This window comes from Peribacillus simplex, from assembly GCF_900156045.1.
GTDB lineage: Bacteria > Bacillota > Bacilli > Bacillales > DSM-1321 > Peribacillus > Peribacillus simplex_D.
The window spans coordinates 130,567-147,748 of sequence record NZ_FTMX01000002.1; the positions used below are offsets into that span (position 1 = coordinate 130,567).

Sequence of the window (17,182 nt, forward strand, 5' to 3'; positions counted from 1 at the left end):
CGTCGATTACTTGCTGTTTTTTGCAACATGGAATTTTTCCATGATGCCTTGTGTAGAGAATAAGTTACGAACTGTATCAGATGGTTTAGCTCCATCTTGTAACCATTTAAGAGCAAGCTCTTCGTTGATTTCAACTTTAGCTGGTTGAGACACCGGGTTATAAGTTCCTACCACTTCAATGTAACGTCCGTCACGTGGTGAACGAGAATCTGCAACTACAATACGATAGAAAGGAGATTTTTTAGCTCCCATACGTTTTAAGCGAATTTTTACTGCCATTTTAAATAAGCACCTCCGAATAGTTTCACACAAGATAGTATAATATCAAATGTCTTGCATGTTTGTAAAGGTTTTTTTCTTAACAGGTAAAAAAAGTGTTGAAATACATGGATTTGACCTGTATTCCGCTTCAGTTTCAACCTAAAATAAACCTTACATGAACGGGAATTTGAATCCCTTTTTCTTTCCTTTTTGCATGTTCGTAACCTGTTTCATCATCTTTTTCATTTCTTCGAATTGCTTCAGTAGACGGTTCACTTCTTGAATCGATCTGCCGCTTCCCTTGGCAATCCGTTTCTTGCGGGATGCATTCATGGTTTCCGGATGTTCCTTTTCATGCGTAGTCATTGAACGGATGATAGCTTCCACATGACCGATCTGTTTCTCATCGATCTGAAGGTTGTCCATCCCTTTCATTTTATTCGCACCGGGAATCATTTTCAGAATATCATCAAGCGGTCCCATATTCCGCACCTGACCAAGCTGATCAAGGAAATCATCAAAGGTAAAAGTGGCTGTACGCATCTTTTTCTCTAATTCTTTCGCTTTTTCTTCATCTACATTGGCCTGTGCTTTTTCGATAAGGGTCAATACATCACCCATGCCGAGAATCCTTGACGCCATCCGTTCTGGATGGAACGCTTCAAGTGCATCCAATTTTTCCCCCATACCGACGAATTTAATCGGCGTGTCGGTGACTGAACGAATTGAAAGTGCCGCACCACCACGTGTATCCCCATCAAGTTTCGTTAAGACGACTCCAGTCAGGCCTAGCTGTTCATTGAAGCTTTGGGCTACATTGACCGCATCCTGACCTGTCATCGCATCGACAACCAGGAAGATTTCATCAGGTTTTGTCAACTCTTTGATATCCTTCAGTTCGCCCATCAAGTTTTCATCAACATGAAGGCGGCCTGCGGTATCAATCAACACATAATCATGATGTTCTTCCTTAGCTTTTTCAATTGCCTGTTTGGCAATTTCAACAGGGCTGACCTGGTCCCCAAGGGAGAAAACAGGCATGCTTAATTGTTTGCCAAGTGTTTCAAGCTGCTTAATCGCCGCCGGACGGTAAATATCAGCCGCAACGAGCAATGGCTTGCGGTTGTATTTTTTTCTAAGAAGATTGGCAAGCTTTCCGGTGGTCGTCGTTTTACCAGCACCCTGAAGCCCAACCATCATAATGACAGTCGGCGGTTTCGAGGCAACGGCAATCTTGCTTTGTTCGCCGCCCATCAGCTCCGTCAATTCTTCCTTAACTACTTTAATTACCTGTTGACCGGGGGTTAAGCTTTTCAGCACTTCCTGACCTACCGAACGTTCACTGACACGTTTTACAAAATCCTTCACGACTTTAAAGTTAACATCCGCTTCAAGCAGGGCCAATCGGACTTCACGCATCATTTCTTTTACGTCCGCTTCGTTGACCTTCCCTTTTCCGCGAATTTTTTGCATCGTGCTTTGCAGTCGGTCGGCCAATCCTTCAAATGCCATATTGCCGCCTCCTAATCCAACTTCTCAAGCGTTGTGATTGCGTCAAGCAGCTCCTCTTTTGAAAAGGAATCCTTTTCTATGAGTCCCTTCATATTCGCAATCCACTGGTTACGCTCTTGAAATTTTTGAAATAACAAAAGCTTTGCTTCATATTCCTCAAGCATCGCTTCCGTTCTTTTTATATTATCATAGACTGCCTGCCTACTGACTTCGTATTCTTCGGCAATCTCCCCAAGAGAGTAATCATCCAGATAGTAGAGGGACATATAGCTCTGCTGCTTCTCCGTTAACAACGATTGGTAAAAGTCATACAAATAATTAATCCGCGTTGTCTTTTCAAGCATCTTAGCAAGCCTCCCTGCTGTTAAGTGAAAACCCTTTACAAGTTTATATTGTAAAGCCTTGTTTATTTGATGTCAAGTTAAACTCCTTACCACTTGATTGCAAAGCATTATTTTTTTCTTTTTTCCGCCGCTTTTTTAGACCTTTCTGCAATTGTTCCTCCAAATAAACACTGTGAACAAAAAAACCAGAAGAGAATTATCTCTTCCGGCTTACAATTTTTCTAAACCTCTTCTTTATCGATGATATCAGCGAAAAGGCCATAAACATATTTCTCAGCATCGAATTCCTGCAGATCGTCCATTTTTTCACCTAGCCCGACAAATTTAACGGGAATGGCCAATTCATTGCGAATTGCCAAAACAATCCCACCTTTTGCGGTGCCATCAAGCTTTGTTAAAACAATACCGGAAACATTGGTCGCTTCCTTGAATGTCTTGGCCTGAATAAGGGCATTTTGCCCGGTTGTAGCATCAAGGGCAAGCAACACCTCGTGTGGTGCACCTGGTACTTCACGTTCAATTACACGTTTCACCTTTTCCAATTCCTTCATTAAATTAACTTTATTCTGTAAGCGGCCGGCCGTGTCGCAGATCAGTATATCCGCTTTTCGTGCCTTGGCGGCCTGAATGGCGTCGAACATGACCGCTGCAGGGTCAGAGCCTTCACCCTGTTTGATTACACTGACACCGACACGCTCTCCCCAAACCTCAAGCTGTTCGATCGCACCGGCACGGAAGGTATCCCCGGCAGCCAATACGACAGATTTACCTTCTGTTTTGAATTTATGGGCGAGTTTACCAATGGTCGTCGTTTTACCTACCCCATTAACCCCTACAAACAAAATGACCGTCAAACCTTCTTCTTGTATATTGAGGCTTGAAGTCGCTTCATCATCACCTTGGTAGATTTCAACAAGCTTTTCGGAGATAACGGACTGCACTTCCCTCGTATCAGAGATATTGCGAAGCTTGACTTCCATTTTTAATTGATCAATCAGTTCCATCACAGTATCAAAGCCTACATCTGCCTGTATCAGGATTTCTTCAAGTTCTTCAAAAAAGTCCTCATCCACTTTCCGATAACGGGCAACAAGTTCATTAACCCTTCCCGTAAAGGAATTCCTCGTCTTTGTCAAACCTTGTTTGAATTTTTCTCCTATGGATATTTCTGCTTCAACTGATTTTTCTTTTTCTTCCTGGGTCGTAAATTTCTCTTTTAGCTTTTTGAAAAAACTCATTGTCCCACTTCCTCTAATTCATGAATTTTAAACTTCCATAAAGTTTTCTGATTCTTCCATCCGGACGGAAACAAGTTTGGAGACACCTGACTCCTGCATCGTAATGCCATATAGGACATCCGCCTCTTCCATCGTGCCTTTGCGGTGAGTGATCACGATGAACTGCGTTTCCCTGCTGAACTTCCTTAAAAATTGACTGAACCGGACGACATTCGCCTCATCAAGCGCTGCCTCGACCTCATCAAGGATACAGAAAGGCACCGGACGCACTTTTAGAATGGAGAATAAAAGGGCTATGGCTGTCAATGCTCGTTCTCCCCCAGATAAGAGGCTCAAATTTTGCAGTTTTTTCCCGGGAGGCTGTGCAATGATGTCTACTCCTGTATTTAGTAAATCATCCGGATTTGTCAGCTTCAGCTCCGCTCTGCCTCCGCCGAATAAAGCTTTGAAGACTTGTTCGAATTCTTCACGGATCGAATAGAAGGTTTCGGCAAAGCGCCGCTTCATTTCATCATCCATTTCATCGATGACTTGGAATAATGTATCTTTCGCCTGTTGAAGATCTTCCTTTTGACTAAGAAGGAATTCATAGCGTTCAGCTACACGTGCGTATTCATCAATTGCACCTAGATTCACCGTCCCCAGTTCCTCGATTGCAAGCTTGATTAGCTTCACCCTTTTTTGAGCCTCTTCTGCAGGCATCATCAATGGATACTGTTCTTTAGCACCTTCAAAGGAAAGGGTATATTCTTCTCTCAAGTGGTCGAGGCGATTTTCCAGTTCGACATCCAGACGAGTTAATTTCACTTCTTCATCCTTTATCACTTCGACAATGCCTCTATAAAGTCGATTTTCTTCTTTCAAGGACAGTTCAAGCGTTTCAACTTGCGTTAGAAGCTCGTTTTTTTCCTGTTTTTTCATGGCGATTCCTTCAATTGCTCCATTTTTATCGAGCAATTTCTGCTGAGCCATATCTTCCAGGGACTCTTCCCCGCTTGAACTGTCTGTCATTTCATTGGTCAGGAGCCCTAAATCATCTTTGTTTTCGGCAAGCCTGCTTGTTTCCTTTGAAAGATCCGATTCAATGCGTTCCATCTTCTCTTTTTGGTTTTGCAGCTGGCCGCGCTTAGAGGCAAGCATTACCCTCAGTTCATTCGTTTCTTCAGCAAGGTTCTCTTTTGAGGATTGCTGAGATTGCTTTTGTTCGGTCATTTCGGAAATCAACCGGTCCAGCCCTTCAATCTCAGTTTTACATGATTCCAAAAGTTCTTCCAGCTCTTCAAGTCTTGCTGTTTTTTGCTGTTGTTCTTCTAAATATGAATTCTTATCCAAATCATAAAGATGCAGCCGTTCATTCACATTTCTTTCTTGCAGCTCCACTTCACGGAGCTCGCCCTTAAGGGTTTGTTCTTGTAATCGAAGTCTCTCTCCTGTTTTTCTGGTTTGTTCAAGCGTTTGCTCTTGAACACCCAAATCCACTTTGAGCTGTTTGACTTGCTTTTCTAGCTGATTCGTTTTAGCTTCCATTGCAGCAAGTTTTTGATGGAGCTCTTCCAATTCCGTTTTCCTTGAAAGCAGGGAGGTCGTTTTTTGCTTTAAGGCTCCACCAGTCATTGAGCCACCCGGATTGACGATATCCCCTTCAAGTGTTACAAAGCGGAAACGGTGCTGCATCATTTTCGCCAGGTCATTTGCACCTTTTAAATCAGTGGTGATTATCACCGTTCCTAATAGATTTTCAGCAATCGCTGCATGCCTATCATCATATTGGATCAACGAGGAACCTGTCCCCACAAAAGCTGGATGACTCTTCAGCATCGATAGTTGGTTAGCTGATACCTCTCTTGCCTTTATGACTGATAAAGGCAAGAACGTCGTACGCCCATACCTATTTTTCTTCAAGAAGGAAATGGCTTCCCGTGCATGCTCCTCGCGTTCCACGACAACATGCTGCATCGCTCCGCCCAGAGCCGTTTCGATGGCCGTTTCATATTCCTTAGGAACCTTTATCAATTCCGCTACTGCCCCTTCAATGCCTCGAAGGGTTTCTTTCGCTTTCAAAACCTCTTTTACACCCTGGAAAAAGCCTGCATAATCATCTTCCATTTCTTCAAGAAGTTCTTTACGAGATTTTGCCTGTTGAAGGAATTGATAGGCCTTATAAAGGGTTGTTTCTTGTTTTTGATACGTATCTTTTGCAGCATTCAATTTATTCTGCTGATTTCGGAAATAAGTGACATGCTCTTCAAGCTGCTTAGTCATATTTTCCATCAGCTGTGAATATTCCATTTTTTTAGCAGTGATATCCATTCTTTCGGTTAAGAACTTTTCATTTTCCATATCAAGTTTAGCATTTTTATGTTCCTGCTGCGTTAATTGCTGGAGCAAGTATTGTTTTTCGTTTTTTGCCGATGCCTGCTTGTTCAACCACTCGATATAGTCACTCTTTTTCGCTTCGATCATCGCTTCAATATCACTATTGAAAAGGCCTAGGCTTTTTTGTTTTTCATGTAAGGTTTCAGAAATCCCCTTCACTTCCAAGTTCAGTGCATGCAGGATTTCCGTTTCTCTTTCCTTTTGCAAAGACAAACGCTCGACGGCAGCCTCACCTTCCACAATCGCTTTTTCTAGCTGTGACTTGTTTTGGGCAGCATTTTTTTTCCGTTCTTTCAAAACCTCTTTACGGCCTTCAAGCTTTTCAAGTTCTTCACTGGCATTCAGGAGAATTTCCTGAAGTCCATTGATCGATGTCTCAAGCATCGCAAGACTATCCCTTAGTTTTTTGAGATGCGCTTCCCTGTCATGAAGCTGTCCTGCCATTTGCTGTTCCATTTCATTATGTTTTTCAAGTTCTTGTGACAGTTTTTCCCATTTTTCATATAACTCTTCTATTTCAAAAACGGTTAAAGCCACTTCTATTTGCTCAAGCTCTTCTTTCTTCGCCAAAAATTCCTTGGCGAGGGAAGACTGAATTTTTAACGGCTCCACCTGCCCCTCCAATTCATGGAGGATATCATGGACCCGGTTTAAGTTATCCTGTGTTTCCGTCAGCTTCGATTCCGCTTTTCGTTTTCTAGTTTTATACTTCAGGACACCCGCTGCCTCTTCAAAGATCACTCGTCTTTCTTCAGCCTTACTGCTTAGGATTTCTTCCACTTTCCCTTGGCTGATGATGGAAAATGCTTCTCTCCCAAGACCAGAATCCATGAAAAGGTCTATGATGTCTTTCAGACGGCAACCTTGATTATTAATGAAAAATTCACTTTCTCCCGATCGATATACACGTCTTGTCACACTGACTTCATGAAAGTCGATCGGTAGGGAATTGGTCTCGTTATCAAGGGTCAATGATACTTCCGCAAAATTCAACGCTTTCCTCGTGTCACTTCCCGAAAAGATGATATCTTCCATTTTCGCTCCACGCAGTGATTTCGCGGACTGCTCTCCAAGTACCCATCGGACTGCATCGGTCACATTACTTTTACCGCTTCCGTTTGGTCCAACCACTGCCGTGACACCAGGTACAAAATCAATCGAAATTTTCTCTGCGAAAGATTTAAATCCTACAACGTCCAAACGTTTGAGGAACATGACCTTTCCCCCTCTACTGTTCAACTATCTTGTTGTTTTTTTATCTTTTAAAACGATCAATGCATGCTCGGCAGCATGCTGCTCCGCTTCTTTTTTGGACTTTCCTATTCCAGAGCCCAGCTCTTCCCCATTAAGGGAGACGGTCGAAACAAACTCCCGATTATGAGCCGGTCCTTTTTCCTGCAAGATCTTATATTGCAGGACACCGATGGCATCCCGCTGGATCAGCTCCTGAAGCTGGCTCTTATAATCCATCACATGAGAAAAAGCACCCTCGTCTATCTTCGGAAACACGACATTCGTCAAAAACTGAACAACCGGCTCTAATCCTTGATCAAGGTACAAAGCACCAATGTAGGCTTCGAATACATCCGCAAGCATGGCAGGGCGTTCTCTTCCACCTGTCATTTCTTCCCCTTTTCCGAGTAATACATATTCCCCGTAAGAAAGGCTATTGGCAAAAGCAACAAGTGAAGGCTCACACACAATGGCTGCCCTTAGTTTGGTAAGTTCACCTTCGCTCATCATCGGATATTTTTGATATAAGTATTTAGAGATGGTCAATTCTAATACAGCGTCTCCTAAGAATTCAAGCCTTTCATTATCTTCATAAGGCTTGCGGCGATGCTCATTCACATAAGATGAATGCGTAAAAGCTTGTTTTAATAGATTTTCATCTTTAAAATGAAAACCCAGATTTTCTTGCAACTGTTTAAATTTATTATCCTTGATTGATGGTTTACGATTATTTCCGTTCCTACGCATCACACAAAACCCTCCACAACGGTTCAAAAAGCATATTTTTCCAATATATAAAAAGAAACCTGGCAGGAATCCCTGTCAAGCTTTCCTATGTACCATCATACATTATTATCCCCTTAAAGAAAACTAATGGCAAAAGACCACTGCCACGCAGGCGGAACTTACATTGTACATGCTCATTTCCTTATCTGCCGCTGCATCAAACTTCTTTAAGCAATAAGAGAAAGCCCCGTTAAAAAACGGAGCTTTTAGTCAAATGACAATTCATTACATAGTGCTTTGTATGTAATTCACAGCATCACCTACTGTGGCGATTTTTTCAGCGTCATCGTCCGAAATTTCCATATCAAACTCGTCTTCGAATTCCATGACTAGTTCGACTACATCAAGGGAATCGGCACCAAGATCTTCTTTGAAAGAAGCTTCAAGTTTTACCTCTGATTCTTCTACGTTCAAACGATCTACAACGATTTTAGTTACTCTTTCTAATACATCTGCCAATGTGTTCACCTCCCCTCAAAACATTATAAATTAATTTCGAAAAAAATCAAAGAAAACTTACATGACCATTCCGCCATCTACATGAAGAGTTTGCCCAGTCATATATTTGCTGGCCTCAGAAGCGAGGAAAGACGCCACAGCAGCAATATCTTTAGGGTCACCGAACCGCGCAAGCGGAATTTGGTCCAGCATGGCTTTTTGTACGTCTTCAGGCAATTCACCAGTCATATCCGTTGAGATGAAACCTGGGGCAATCGCATTGACCGTAATGCCTCTTGATGCAAGTTCCTTTGCCGTGGTTTTAGTCAGGCCGATCACACCAGCTTTAGCCGCTACATAATTAGCCTGCCCTGCATTTCCGCTGACGCCGACGATAGATGCCATATTGATGATCCTGCCGCTACGCTGTTTCATCATTTGCCTTGTAACCGCTTTGGTGCATAGGAACACGCCTTTAAGATTCGTATTGATCACTGAATCCCATTCATCTTCTTTCATACGCATCAATAGGTTATCACGTGTGATGCCAGCATTATTGACTAGGATATCCACTCTGCCAAATTGTTCGACGACCTCTTTGATCATGCTTGTCACCGATTCACTATTTGCAACATCGCATTGTATGGCGAATGCTTTACGGCCCAATGCCTTGATTTCGTCAACCACTTCATTCGCTTTAGCTTCACTGCCAGAATAGTTGATGGCAACATCTGCTCCCTGACGGGCAAGTTCTAATGCAACTTCCCTGCCAATACCTCGTGAAGCTCCCGTTACAAGTGCTTTTTTTCCTTCGAGGATCATGCTTGTGCCCCCTTCAATGTTTCAATTGTTTTAGTTAGAGTATCTATATCGGATACCGAGTGAATTTGAACGGAACGATCAATTTTCTTTATCAATCCGCCCAATACTTTCCCAGGGCCCACCTCGATGAACGTATCCACGCCCAATTCAAGCAGGTTTTTCACACTGTCCTCCCAAAGGACCGGTGAATACAGCTGTTCGATTAATTTTTCTTTTATTTCGGCAGGTGCTGTAATGGGCTTAGCCGTTACGTTTGAAATAACAGGAATTTCTGCCTGTTTGAAGCTTACTTCATCAAGGACACCCTGTAACTTTTCTGCTGCCGGTTTCATCAATTCCGAATGGAACGGTCCGCTAACTTCAAGAGGAAGAGCCCGTTTAGCGCCATTTTCCTTGGCTTTTGCACTCGCAAGTTTAACCCCTTCCGAGGTGCCTGAAATAACGATTTGCCCTGGACAATTAATATTGGCCAATTGAACGGATTCCCCTGTGGCCGTAATTTCAGAAGTGACTTCAGATAGAGCTTCCCGGTCCATTCCCAAAATCGCAGCCATTGAGCCTTGACCATTCGGTACCGCAGCTTCCATGAATTCACCACGCTTACGCACTGTATATACGGCATCCTCAAAAGAAATTGCACCAGATGCCACTAATGCCGTATATTCACCTAAACTGTGCCCGGCTGTAAAATCGGGTTTGATCCCCGCTTCTTCCAACTCCTTGACAAAAGCATAACTCGTGGTCAATAAAGCGGGCTGTGCATTATAAGTCACCGTTAATTCTTGTTGTGTGCCATTAAAGATCAATTCGGAAAGTGGAAAATCAAGTTTTTCATCAGCTGAACGAAAAATTTGCTGAGCACGCTCGTTTTCCTGATATAAGCCATGCCCCATTCCTATTGATTGTGAACCTTGTCCTGGAAAGACAAAAGCAATTTTACCCATCTGTTACTCCCCTGCCTCTATGATTTATTATTGTTTTTCTATTGTCTCCGCAATTGTCGATATGACGTCATTTCCAACCATATCGCGAGTCTGGCGTATTGCATTATAGACCGCATTCGCATCTGAAGAACCATGAGCCTTAATGACAGGGGCCTTCAAACCGAATAGGCCGGCACCGCCATACTCCGAGTAATCCATTTTATTTTTTATGCCTTTTAGTTCAGGCTTTACCATTGCTGCGGCCAACTTACTCTTGAGATTGCTCATCAATGCCGTTTTCACCATTTTGAATACGCTCATAGCAGTACCTTCAAGCGTCTTTAATACCATATTTCCCGTGAAGCCGTCCGTTACGACAACATCTGCCGGCCCGCTCAGGAGGTCCCGTGCCTCTACGTTACCTATAAAGGATATCTCCGATGATTGCTGCAGTAATGTAAAGGCATGCTTTGTCAGTTCATTCCCTTTTTTTTCTTCCGTGCCAATATTAAGTAATCCGACACGGGGCTTTTCGATTCCCCGCACTTTTTGGGCATAAACAGACCCCATTATGGCAAATTGAAGGAGATGCTCCGGTTTCGCATCGGAGTTCGCACCTACATCCAGTAGCACAAAACCTTTACCATCGATTGTCGGAAGGGTGGGAGCCAATGCCGGACGTTCAATTCCTTCTATCCTTCCGACCACAAATAAGCCCGCAGCCATTAAAGCCCCCGTATTGCCTGAGGAAATGCATGCATCGGCTTCTCCGTCAGCCACTTGCTGTGCAGCCAACACCATCGAGGCGCTTTTCTTGCGCCGGACCGCACGAACCGGTTCATCGGTACTCAATATTTTTTCATCAGTATGTATAACCCTTATACGGTCATGTTTCGCTAAGTATTGGTTAATTTCAGCTTGATTGCCTATCAGGGTGATTTCCACATCGGAAAAATTCTCGACAGCTTTCATCGCTCCCAAAACCTGTGCCTCGGGAGCATTATCGCCACCCATGGCATCTATCGTAATCTTCATTTTCTTTCATCCTTTACTAGAAAGTTAAGAGCGATACATTTCGAACTCGCCTTTAAAAACCAGTTCATTACCCACGTAGCTTCTGACTTCCACCACGGAACGATCGTTGGTGTGGTCCACGCGTTTAACCCTCGCTTTAGCTACCACTCTTTCATTTTCCTTTACAGAACGAGTAAATAAAATGGATGCTTTTGCAGTTAATGCAAGTTCATCATTTATGACTGCTACAGCCAATGAATTCGCTTGGGCAAACAGGTGATGTCCCCTTGCAATTCCATTCCGCTTAAAGACATGCTCTTTATTTATATCCAAAATCGAAATTGCATTATCATCTAAATTAAGGTCAATTACTTCCCCGATGATTTCATCCAAAGGCAATGCCCTGATTTCGTCACTGAATTTTTTCTCGGCCACGCTTTTAATGCGCTCACGCAGTTCCGGTATCGATAATTCAAGACGGTCAAGCCTAATGGTCTGGACACTCACCGAATATTTTTCAGCCAGCTCCTCATCCGTTACAAAAGGATTCTGTTTAATCGTTTCGATTAATAATTGCTGGCGTTCCTTCTTATTTCTTCGCATTTGAAGGTCACCATCCGTAGTATTATGACTAGGTACTAATAGTAGTATATATATTTTAAAAACAGATTGCAAGATATTGCGTAAAATCTCACAATCTGCTATTGGTTTTTCATTCAGTTCAGTCCAGCTTTTCTCCCGTGAATACGCCCGTCCCCTCTAAATAGTTCCGAAGCGGATCATACTCCGGGGAATGCCAAAAGCTTTGGGAGGCAATCAATTTTGCTGCATCCGTTCTTGCCACTTCCAGGGTCCTGTAATCATGGACCATATCGGCTACCTTGAACTCGGGAAGGCCGCTTTGTTTTTTACCGAAGAAGTCCCCGGGGCCACGAAGTTCTAAATCTTTTTCGGAAAGGGCAAAACCATCGTTTGTCTCTGTCATGATTTTCATCCGTTCTTTGCCTACTTCCGTTTTCGGATCGGCCAGCAGTATGCAAAAGGACTGATCACTTCCCCTTCCAACCCTTCCGCGTAACTGATGCAACTGTGAAAGCCCAAACCGCTCCGCATCATAAATGACCATTACCGTTGCATTCGGAACATTCACCCCAACTTCGACAACCGTCGTGGAAACAAGGATTTGTGCTTCATTGGCACTAAACTGCTGCATCACCTCGTCTTTTTCATCAGCGGGCAGCCTTCCATGCATAAGACCCACTTTGTACCTGTTCGCAAAGTATTGTGTCAGCATTGCATGAACATCGAGAACATTCTGTAAAGAATCGAGTTTCTCAGACTCCTCAATCAATGGACAAATTACGTAAGCTTGTCTACCTTTCTTTAGTTCCTTTTCGACAAAGGTTAAGATCCGGTCAAGCATTTGGTGTTTCGCCCAATAGGTTTCTATCGCTTTTCGCCCGGCAGGCATTTCATCGATCGTGGAGACGTCCATTTCCCCAAACACTGTAATTGCAAGCGTTCGCGGAATCGGTGTAGCCGTCATGAAAAGGACATCTGGATTGGTACCTTTTTCACGTAGGATGCGTCGCTGTTCCACTCCGAAACGATGTTGTTCATCCGTTATGACAAGACCTAGGTTCCGAAAATTCACTTCATCCTGTATCAATGCATGAGTTCCTATCAAAAGATCTAGTTCCCCGGATTCCAGCATTTGCAATAGTTCCTTGCGTTTTTTTCCTTTTACCGAACTTGTCAACAATGCGACCTTTACTCCACTCGGTTCCAACATTGCCTTAAGGGATTGAGCATGCTGCTCAGCCAAAATTTCCGTCGGGACCATAAGTGCACCTTGGAAACCTGCTGTAATCGTCGCCTTCAGGCATATGGCGGCAACCACCGTTTTTCCAGACCCGACATCCCCTTGAAGTAGACGATTCATCCGGTAAGGAGATTTCATGTCATTCATTATTTCCTCGACGACCCTATTTTGAGCGTTCGTCAAAGGAAAAGGGAGAGTTCCAATGAAGGCTTCCAGCTGCTCCATGTCAAACTCCTGTCCTATCCCTTTTGACTGTTCCCTCTGCACTTTACGAAGTGCCTGCATTTTAAGTTGAAACAGTAAAAACTCTTCATACACAAAACGGCGTCGAGCCTTTTTCACCTCATTGGCCGATAGAGGGAAATGCATTGTACGAAGAGCATCATTACGTGGCATCAGTTTGTAGGCCGCCAGTAATTGCGGGGGCAGATTCTCTTCTATCATTGCCCCATATTCAGAAAATGCATTGGAAATAAAGCGGCGGAGACCCTTGACAGTGATGCTGCCTTTCACTGAGTACACCGGTTCGAACTCTTTCTCCCGGCTACGATCACCAACGTGGCATTCCGACCCTGTAATGGTTTGGCGATGACGATCCCACTTTCCTGTAACGGTTACAGTTTCACCTATTGCTAGCTTGGGCTTCAGGTATGGCTGGTTAAAAAAAATGACATTTATTAAATATCTCCCAGTCAATACTTTAATCGTGAGCCTGGATTTTTTCTTTCCGAAGTATCCTAACGTGGGCACCGTATGAACATTGCCTTCCACGGTAACCCGCTCATCATGCTCGACCGTTTCCAAATCCCTCAATCGGTAATCCTCATAGCGATATGGGAGATGTTCAAGGAGATCCGCGACGGTATGGATCCCCATTTCCCCCAACGCTGCAGCCGTTTCGGCCCCAATTCCTTTTACCGCTGTTATGGATTCCTGTAAAGTTGGTTTCACTTCTTATTCAGCGGTAAGCCAAAGATCTTCGCTTCCAACTCCCGTCCAGTCGGTGTAGCCGCTAAACCTCCTTGTGCAGTTTCCCTAAGTGCCGATGGCATCGTTTGCCCGATTTTATACATCGCATCTATCACTTCATCACACGGTATGCGGCTTGTGATCCCCGCTAACGCCATATCTGCGGCAACCATAGCATTGGCTGCACCCATGGCATTCCGCTTCACACAAGGCACTTCCACAAGCCCAGCAACAGGGTCACATACAAGACCAAGCATGTTCTTTAATGTGATTGCCATCGCTTCTGCACTTTGTGCTGGTGTCCCACCTGCCATTTCAACGATGGCTGCCGCTGCCATGCCCGAGGCAGAACCGACCTCCGCCTGACAGCCCCCTGCGGCTCCAGAGATTGAAGCATTATTCGCAACAACAAAACCAAAAGCCCCTGCTGTAAAAAGGAACTCAATTTTTTGTTCCCGAGTCGGTTTTAATTTATTTTGCAAAGCAAAAAGTGTTCCAGGCACAACACCAGCAGATCCGGCAGTCGGTGTCGCACAAATCGTTCCCATTGCTGCGTTCACTTCGTTTGTTGCCACGGCTTTGCTTACCGCATCCAACAGCAGTTCACCGGATAAGGAATTTCCGGATTTAATGTAATTCTGAAGAAGAACTGCATCCCCTCCCGTCAAGCCGGAAACGGACCGTACACCTTGAAGTCCTTTTTCCACTGCCTGTTCCATTACATCCAGGTTGACTCCCATCTGGCGGATGATTTCTTCACGGTTTTTTCCCGTTACTTCCATTTCCTGCTCTATCATCAGCGTTGAAATTCTTTTCTGCTTTGATTCAGCTAATTCTACTAATTCCGCTACATTTCGAAACATGATTTCTTCTCCTTCCTAAGTGGAAACGATTGCCCTGTCAATCCACAATCCTTGCTACTTGAGTGATGTTGGGGAGTGCCGTAATTTCAGCGATGACGTGATCCTCCAGGTTATGGTCCACTTCAATCGTCATCAGGGCCATCTTCCCTTTCTCTTTTCGGGAGACTTCCATCTGGCCAATATTGATTTGATGCTTGGCCAATATGTTTGACACATTGGCGATAGCACCAAATCGATCATCATGAACGACAAGTATGGCAGGGTTGTGCCCGGAGAGCCTCAATTTAAACCCATTCAGTTCGACGATTTCGATCTTTCCCCCGCCAATCGATATTCCGACAAGTTCCAGTTCACCATCATCATCTCCAACTGTTATTTTTGCAGTATTGGGATGTTCAGGTACTGCTTCTTCTTCCCGAAAAGTAACTTTCATTTTCTTTTTACGGGCTAGTTCCAGCGATTCTTTAATTCTCTCATCAAATGTATCAAAATCAAGTAAGCCCCCTACAATGGCTACATCCGTTCCATGGCCTTTATAGGTTTTGGCAAACGATCCGTAAAAAGAAATATGGGCCCATTTTGGTTCCCGATCGAATAAATTCCTGGCAACCCTCCCGAGCCTTGCAGCTCCTGCTGTATGGGAACTAGAGGGGCCGATCATAACAGGACCAATTATATCGAATACACTTCTAAATTTCATGATTTGCTCCTCCTTCTTTACACTGGGAGTAGTTAAATAATAAAGCTTGATATATTGTAATTACAATCACGCTGTCCGTAATCCTTCTTTTTAAAAAAATAAAACTGCATAGCCTAATGACATATGCAGTTTATTGCCTTTTATTTTTTTCAGGATCCGCCAAAAATTATGACGAATAAGTCTCCCTTATCTTCATGATCCTCTTCTTATTCAATTGAAAAAATAAAAGAATATAAAGGTTGTTTCCCATTATGGACTTCAACTTCGACGTCTTCGAAATTCTCATTACAAAACGCAACAAGACTTTCGACCTCTTCGGCAGTGGCATCTTCCCCATATAAAACGGTAAGGATTTCCGAATCTTCGTCAATCATATCGGAGAGAAGATCTTTTGCCGCCTGAATCATGTCTTTATCCTTCACTTTGATGGTGCCTTCAGCAATTCCCATGAAGTCCCCGGTCTCGATTGTCAGACCGTCAATGTTTGTATCCCGGACAGCATAAGTAATCTGGCCCGTTTTCACATGCGAAAGGGCTTCGATCATCGCTTTTTTATTCTCTTCAGCATCAAGTGTAGGGTTGAACGCCAACAATGCAGCCATTCCCTGTGGCACTGTTTTCGTTGGGATGACAGTCACATAATCCCCAAGCACATCTGCAGCCTGATTGGCCGCCATGATGATATTTTTATTATTAGGCAAGATGATTACATGATCTGCATTTGCCTCTTCGACAGCTTTAACGATATCTTCCGTGCTAGGATTCATCGTCTGTCCGCCTTCGATGATGGACTTAGCGCCGATGCTTTTGAATAATTCGCTGATGCCAGCACCCATCGCCACTGACACTACAGCGTACTTCTCTTTGGTGGACGGTTTAGTTTGAAGCGGTGTATTCGTCTCACCGACAATCGCAGTATGCTGTTCACGCATATTATCGATTTTCATTTTTATTAAACTACCATATTGCTGTCCATAATTCAGGCACGTTCCAGGCTGTTCAGAGTGAATATGTACTTTGACGACTTCATCATCTGAGATGACTAATATAGAATCTCCGTATTCACTCAAATCATTTCTGAATTTTTCTTCATCAAATGGTTTATTGGCAAGTTTTTCACTTTCCATTCGGACCATGAATTCCGTGCAATAGCCATACACGATATCTTCCGTATTCATATGACCTTGTACATTCATGTGATGTTCGGCACTGATCATGTCGTCCATGCTTGGACCATTTGAAGATCGGACTGGAAGGGCTTCACCTTTCAGCTCAGCAAGGAAACCTTCATAAACGAACACCAATCCTTGCCCACCGCTATCAACGACTCCCACTTCTTTTAAGACTGGAAGAAGATCCGGTGTGCGTTTTAATGAGGCATTGGCCTCCGTAACGATTTCTTCCATTACTTGAATAAGGTCTTGGTGCCTTGCTGCTGATGAAACCGCTTGCTTGGCTGCATCTTTTGCAACCGTTAAAATGGTTCCTTCAACAGGTTTCATTACAGCTTTATAAGCTGTATGAACCCCTGCTTCAAAAGCTTGGGCAAATTCTTCACTATTGATTTCCGATTTATGTTCAATCGCTTTAGCAAAACCGCGGAACAGTTGCGAAAGGATTACTCCTGAGTTGCCGCGTGCGCCCATCAGCAGTCCTCTTGAAAGGGACGTACCCACTTTCCCGATGTGTTCCTGGACGTTATTTTGCACTTCCTTCGCTCCCGAAGTCATCGATAAATTCATATTCGTTCCTGTATCTCCATCTGGAACAGGGAAAACATTCAACGCATCAACCATTTGGGCATTAGCCGCTAAATGGTTGGCACCTTGAATGATCATTTCTGCAAAGCGCTTTCCGTTTAAACTTGTAATTGACACAAAA

At 43.7% G+C, this 17,182-nt stretch carries 15 protein-coding genes; all 15 read right to left on the minus strand.

The genetic code is table 11. The features are described from left to right. Positions 1-6 precede the first annotated feature (6 nt). Positions 7-279, minus strand: a complete 273-nt coding sequence (gene rpsP / locus BW986_RS07155) for a 30S ribosomal protein S16 (RefSeq protein ID WP_076366569.1) — start codon at positions 277-279, stop codon at positions 7-9. A gap of 153 nt (positions 280-432) precedes the next feature. Further along, complete coding sequence (gene ffh / locus BW986_RS07160) at positions 433-1,773, minus strand: signal recognition particle protein (RefSeq protein WP_034313716.1); 1,341 nt, start codon at positions 1,771-1,773, stop codon at positions 433-435. Positions 1,774-1,784: 11 nt separating this feature from the next. Next, complete coding sequence (locus BW986_RS07165; RefSeq protein WP_076366571.1) at positions 1,785-2,117, minus strand: putative DNA-binding protein; 333 nt, start codon at positions 2,115-2,117, stop codon at positions 1,785-1,787. A gap of 221 nt (positions 2,118-2,338) precedes the next feature. Then, the gene (gene ftsY, locus BW986_RS07170; protein ID WP_076366573.1) at positions 2,339-3,355 is read right to left on the minus strand and encodes a signal recognition particle-docking protein FtsY; all 1,017 of its coding nucleotides are present in this window, start codon (positions 3,353-3,355) and stop codon (positions 2,339-2,341) included. A gap of 27 nt (positions 3,356-3,382) precedes the next feature. Then, positions 3,383-6,946 (minus strand): chromosome segregation protein SMC, encoded by a 3,564-nt coding sequence (smc, locus tag BW986_RS07175; RefSeq protein WP_076366575.1) that lies wholly within the window; start codon positions 6,944-6,946, stop codon positions 3,383-3,385. Positions 6,947-6,970: 24 nt separating this feature from the next. Beyond that, positions 6,971-7,711, minus strand: coding sequence for a ribonuclease III (gene rnc, locus BW986_RS07180; RefSeq protein ID WP_076366577.1), 741 nt, complete (start codon positions 7,709-7,711; stop codon positions 6,971-6,973). 264 nt (positions 7,712-7,975) lie between these two features. Next, positions 7,976-8,209 (minus strand): acyl carrier protein, encoded by a 234-nt coding sequence (locus tag BW986_RS07185; RefSeq protein ID WP_034313729.1) that lies wholly within the window; start codon positions 8,207-8,209, stop codon positions 7,976-7,978. A 57-nt stretch (positions 8,210-8,266) separates the two neighbouring features. Next, on the minus strand, positions 8,267-9,010 hold the full coding sequence (fabG, locus tag BW986_RS07190; RefSeq protein WP_063231889.1) for a 3-oxoacyl-[acyl-carrier-protein] reductase: 744 nt from the start codon (positions 9,008-9,010) through the stop codon (positions 8,267-8,269). Further along, the gene (gene fabD / locus BW986_RS07195) at positions 9,007-9,954 is read right to left on the minus strand and encodes an ACP S-malonyltransferase (RefSeq protein ID WP_076366579.1); all 948 of its coding nucleotides are present in this window, start codon (positions 9,952-9,954) and stop codon (positions 9,007-9,009) included. Before fabD ends, fabG begins: the two co-directional genes overlap by 4 nt. Before the next feature lie 27 nt (positions 9,955-9,981). Next, a complete protein-coding gene (gene plsX, locus BW986_RS07200) occupies positions 9,982-10,968 on the minus strand; it encodes a phosphate acyltransferase PlsX (RefSeq protein ID WP_076366581.1) in 987 nt (328 codons plus the stop codon). Between the two features lie 24 nt (positions 10,969-10,992). After that, positions 10,993-11,550 (minus strand): transcription factor FapR, encoded by a 558-nt coding sequence (gene fapR / locus BW986_RS07205; protein WP_076366583.1) that lies wholly within the window; start codon positions 11,548-11,550, stop codon positions 10,993-10,995. Positions 11,551-11,668: 118 nt separating this feature from the next. Beyond that, a complete protein-coding gene (gene recG, locus BW986_RS07210; protein WP_076366585.1) occupies positions 11,669-13,720 on the minus strand; it encodes an ATP-dependent DNA helicase RecG in 2,052 nt (683 codons plus the stop codon). Further along, positions 13,717-14,601, minus strand: coding sequence for an L-serine ammonia-lyase, iron-sulfur-dependent, subunit alpha (sdaAA, locus tag BW986_RS07215; RefSeq protein ID WP_076366587.1), 885 nt, complete (start codon positions 14,599-14,601; stop codon positions 13,717-13,719). Before sdaAA ends, recG begins: the two co-directional genes overlap by 4 nt. A gap of 37 nt (positions 14,602-14,638) precedes the next feature. Beyond that, positions 14,639-15,301 carry an L-serine ammonia-lyase, iron-sulfur-dependent subunit beta gene (gene sdaAB, locus BW986_RS07220; RefSeq protein ID WP_076366589.1) on the minus strand — a complete coding sequence of 221 codons (663 nt, stop codon included), beginning with the start codon at positions 15,299-15,301 and terminating at the stop codon, positions 14,639-14,641. Positions 15,302-15,507: 206 nt separating this feature from the next. Next, entirely contained in the window at positions 15,508-17,178 is a 1,671-nt protein-coding gene (locus tag BW986_RS07225; protein ID WP_076366591.1) for a DAK2 domain-containing protein, read from the minus strand. Between the last annotated feature and the right edge of the window lie 4 nt (positions 17,179-17,182).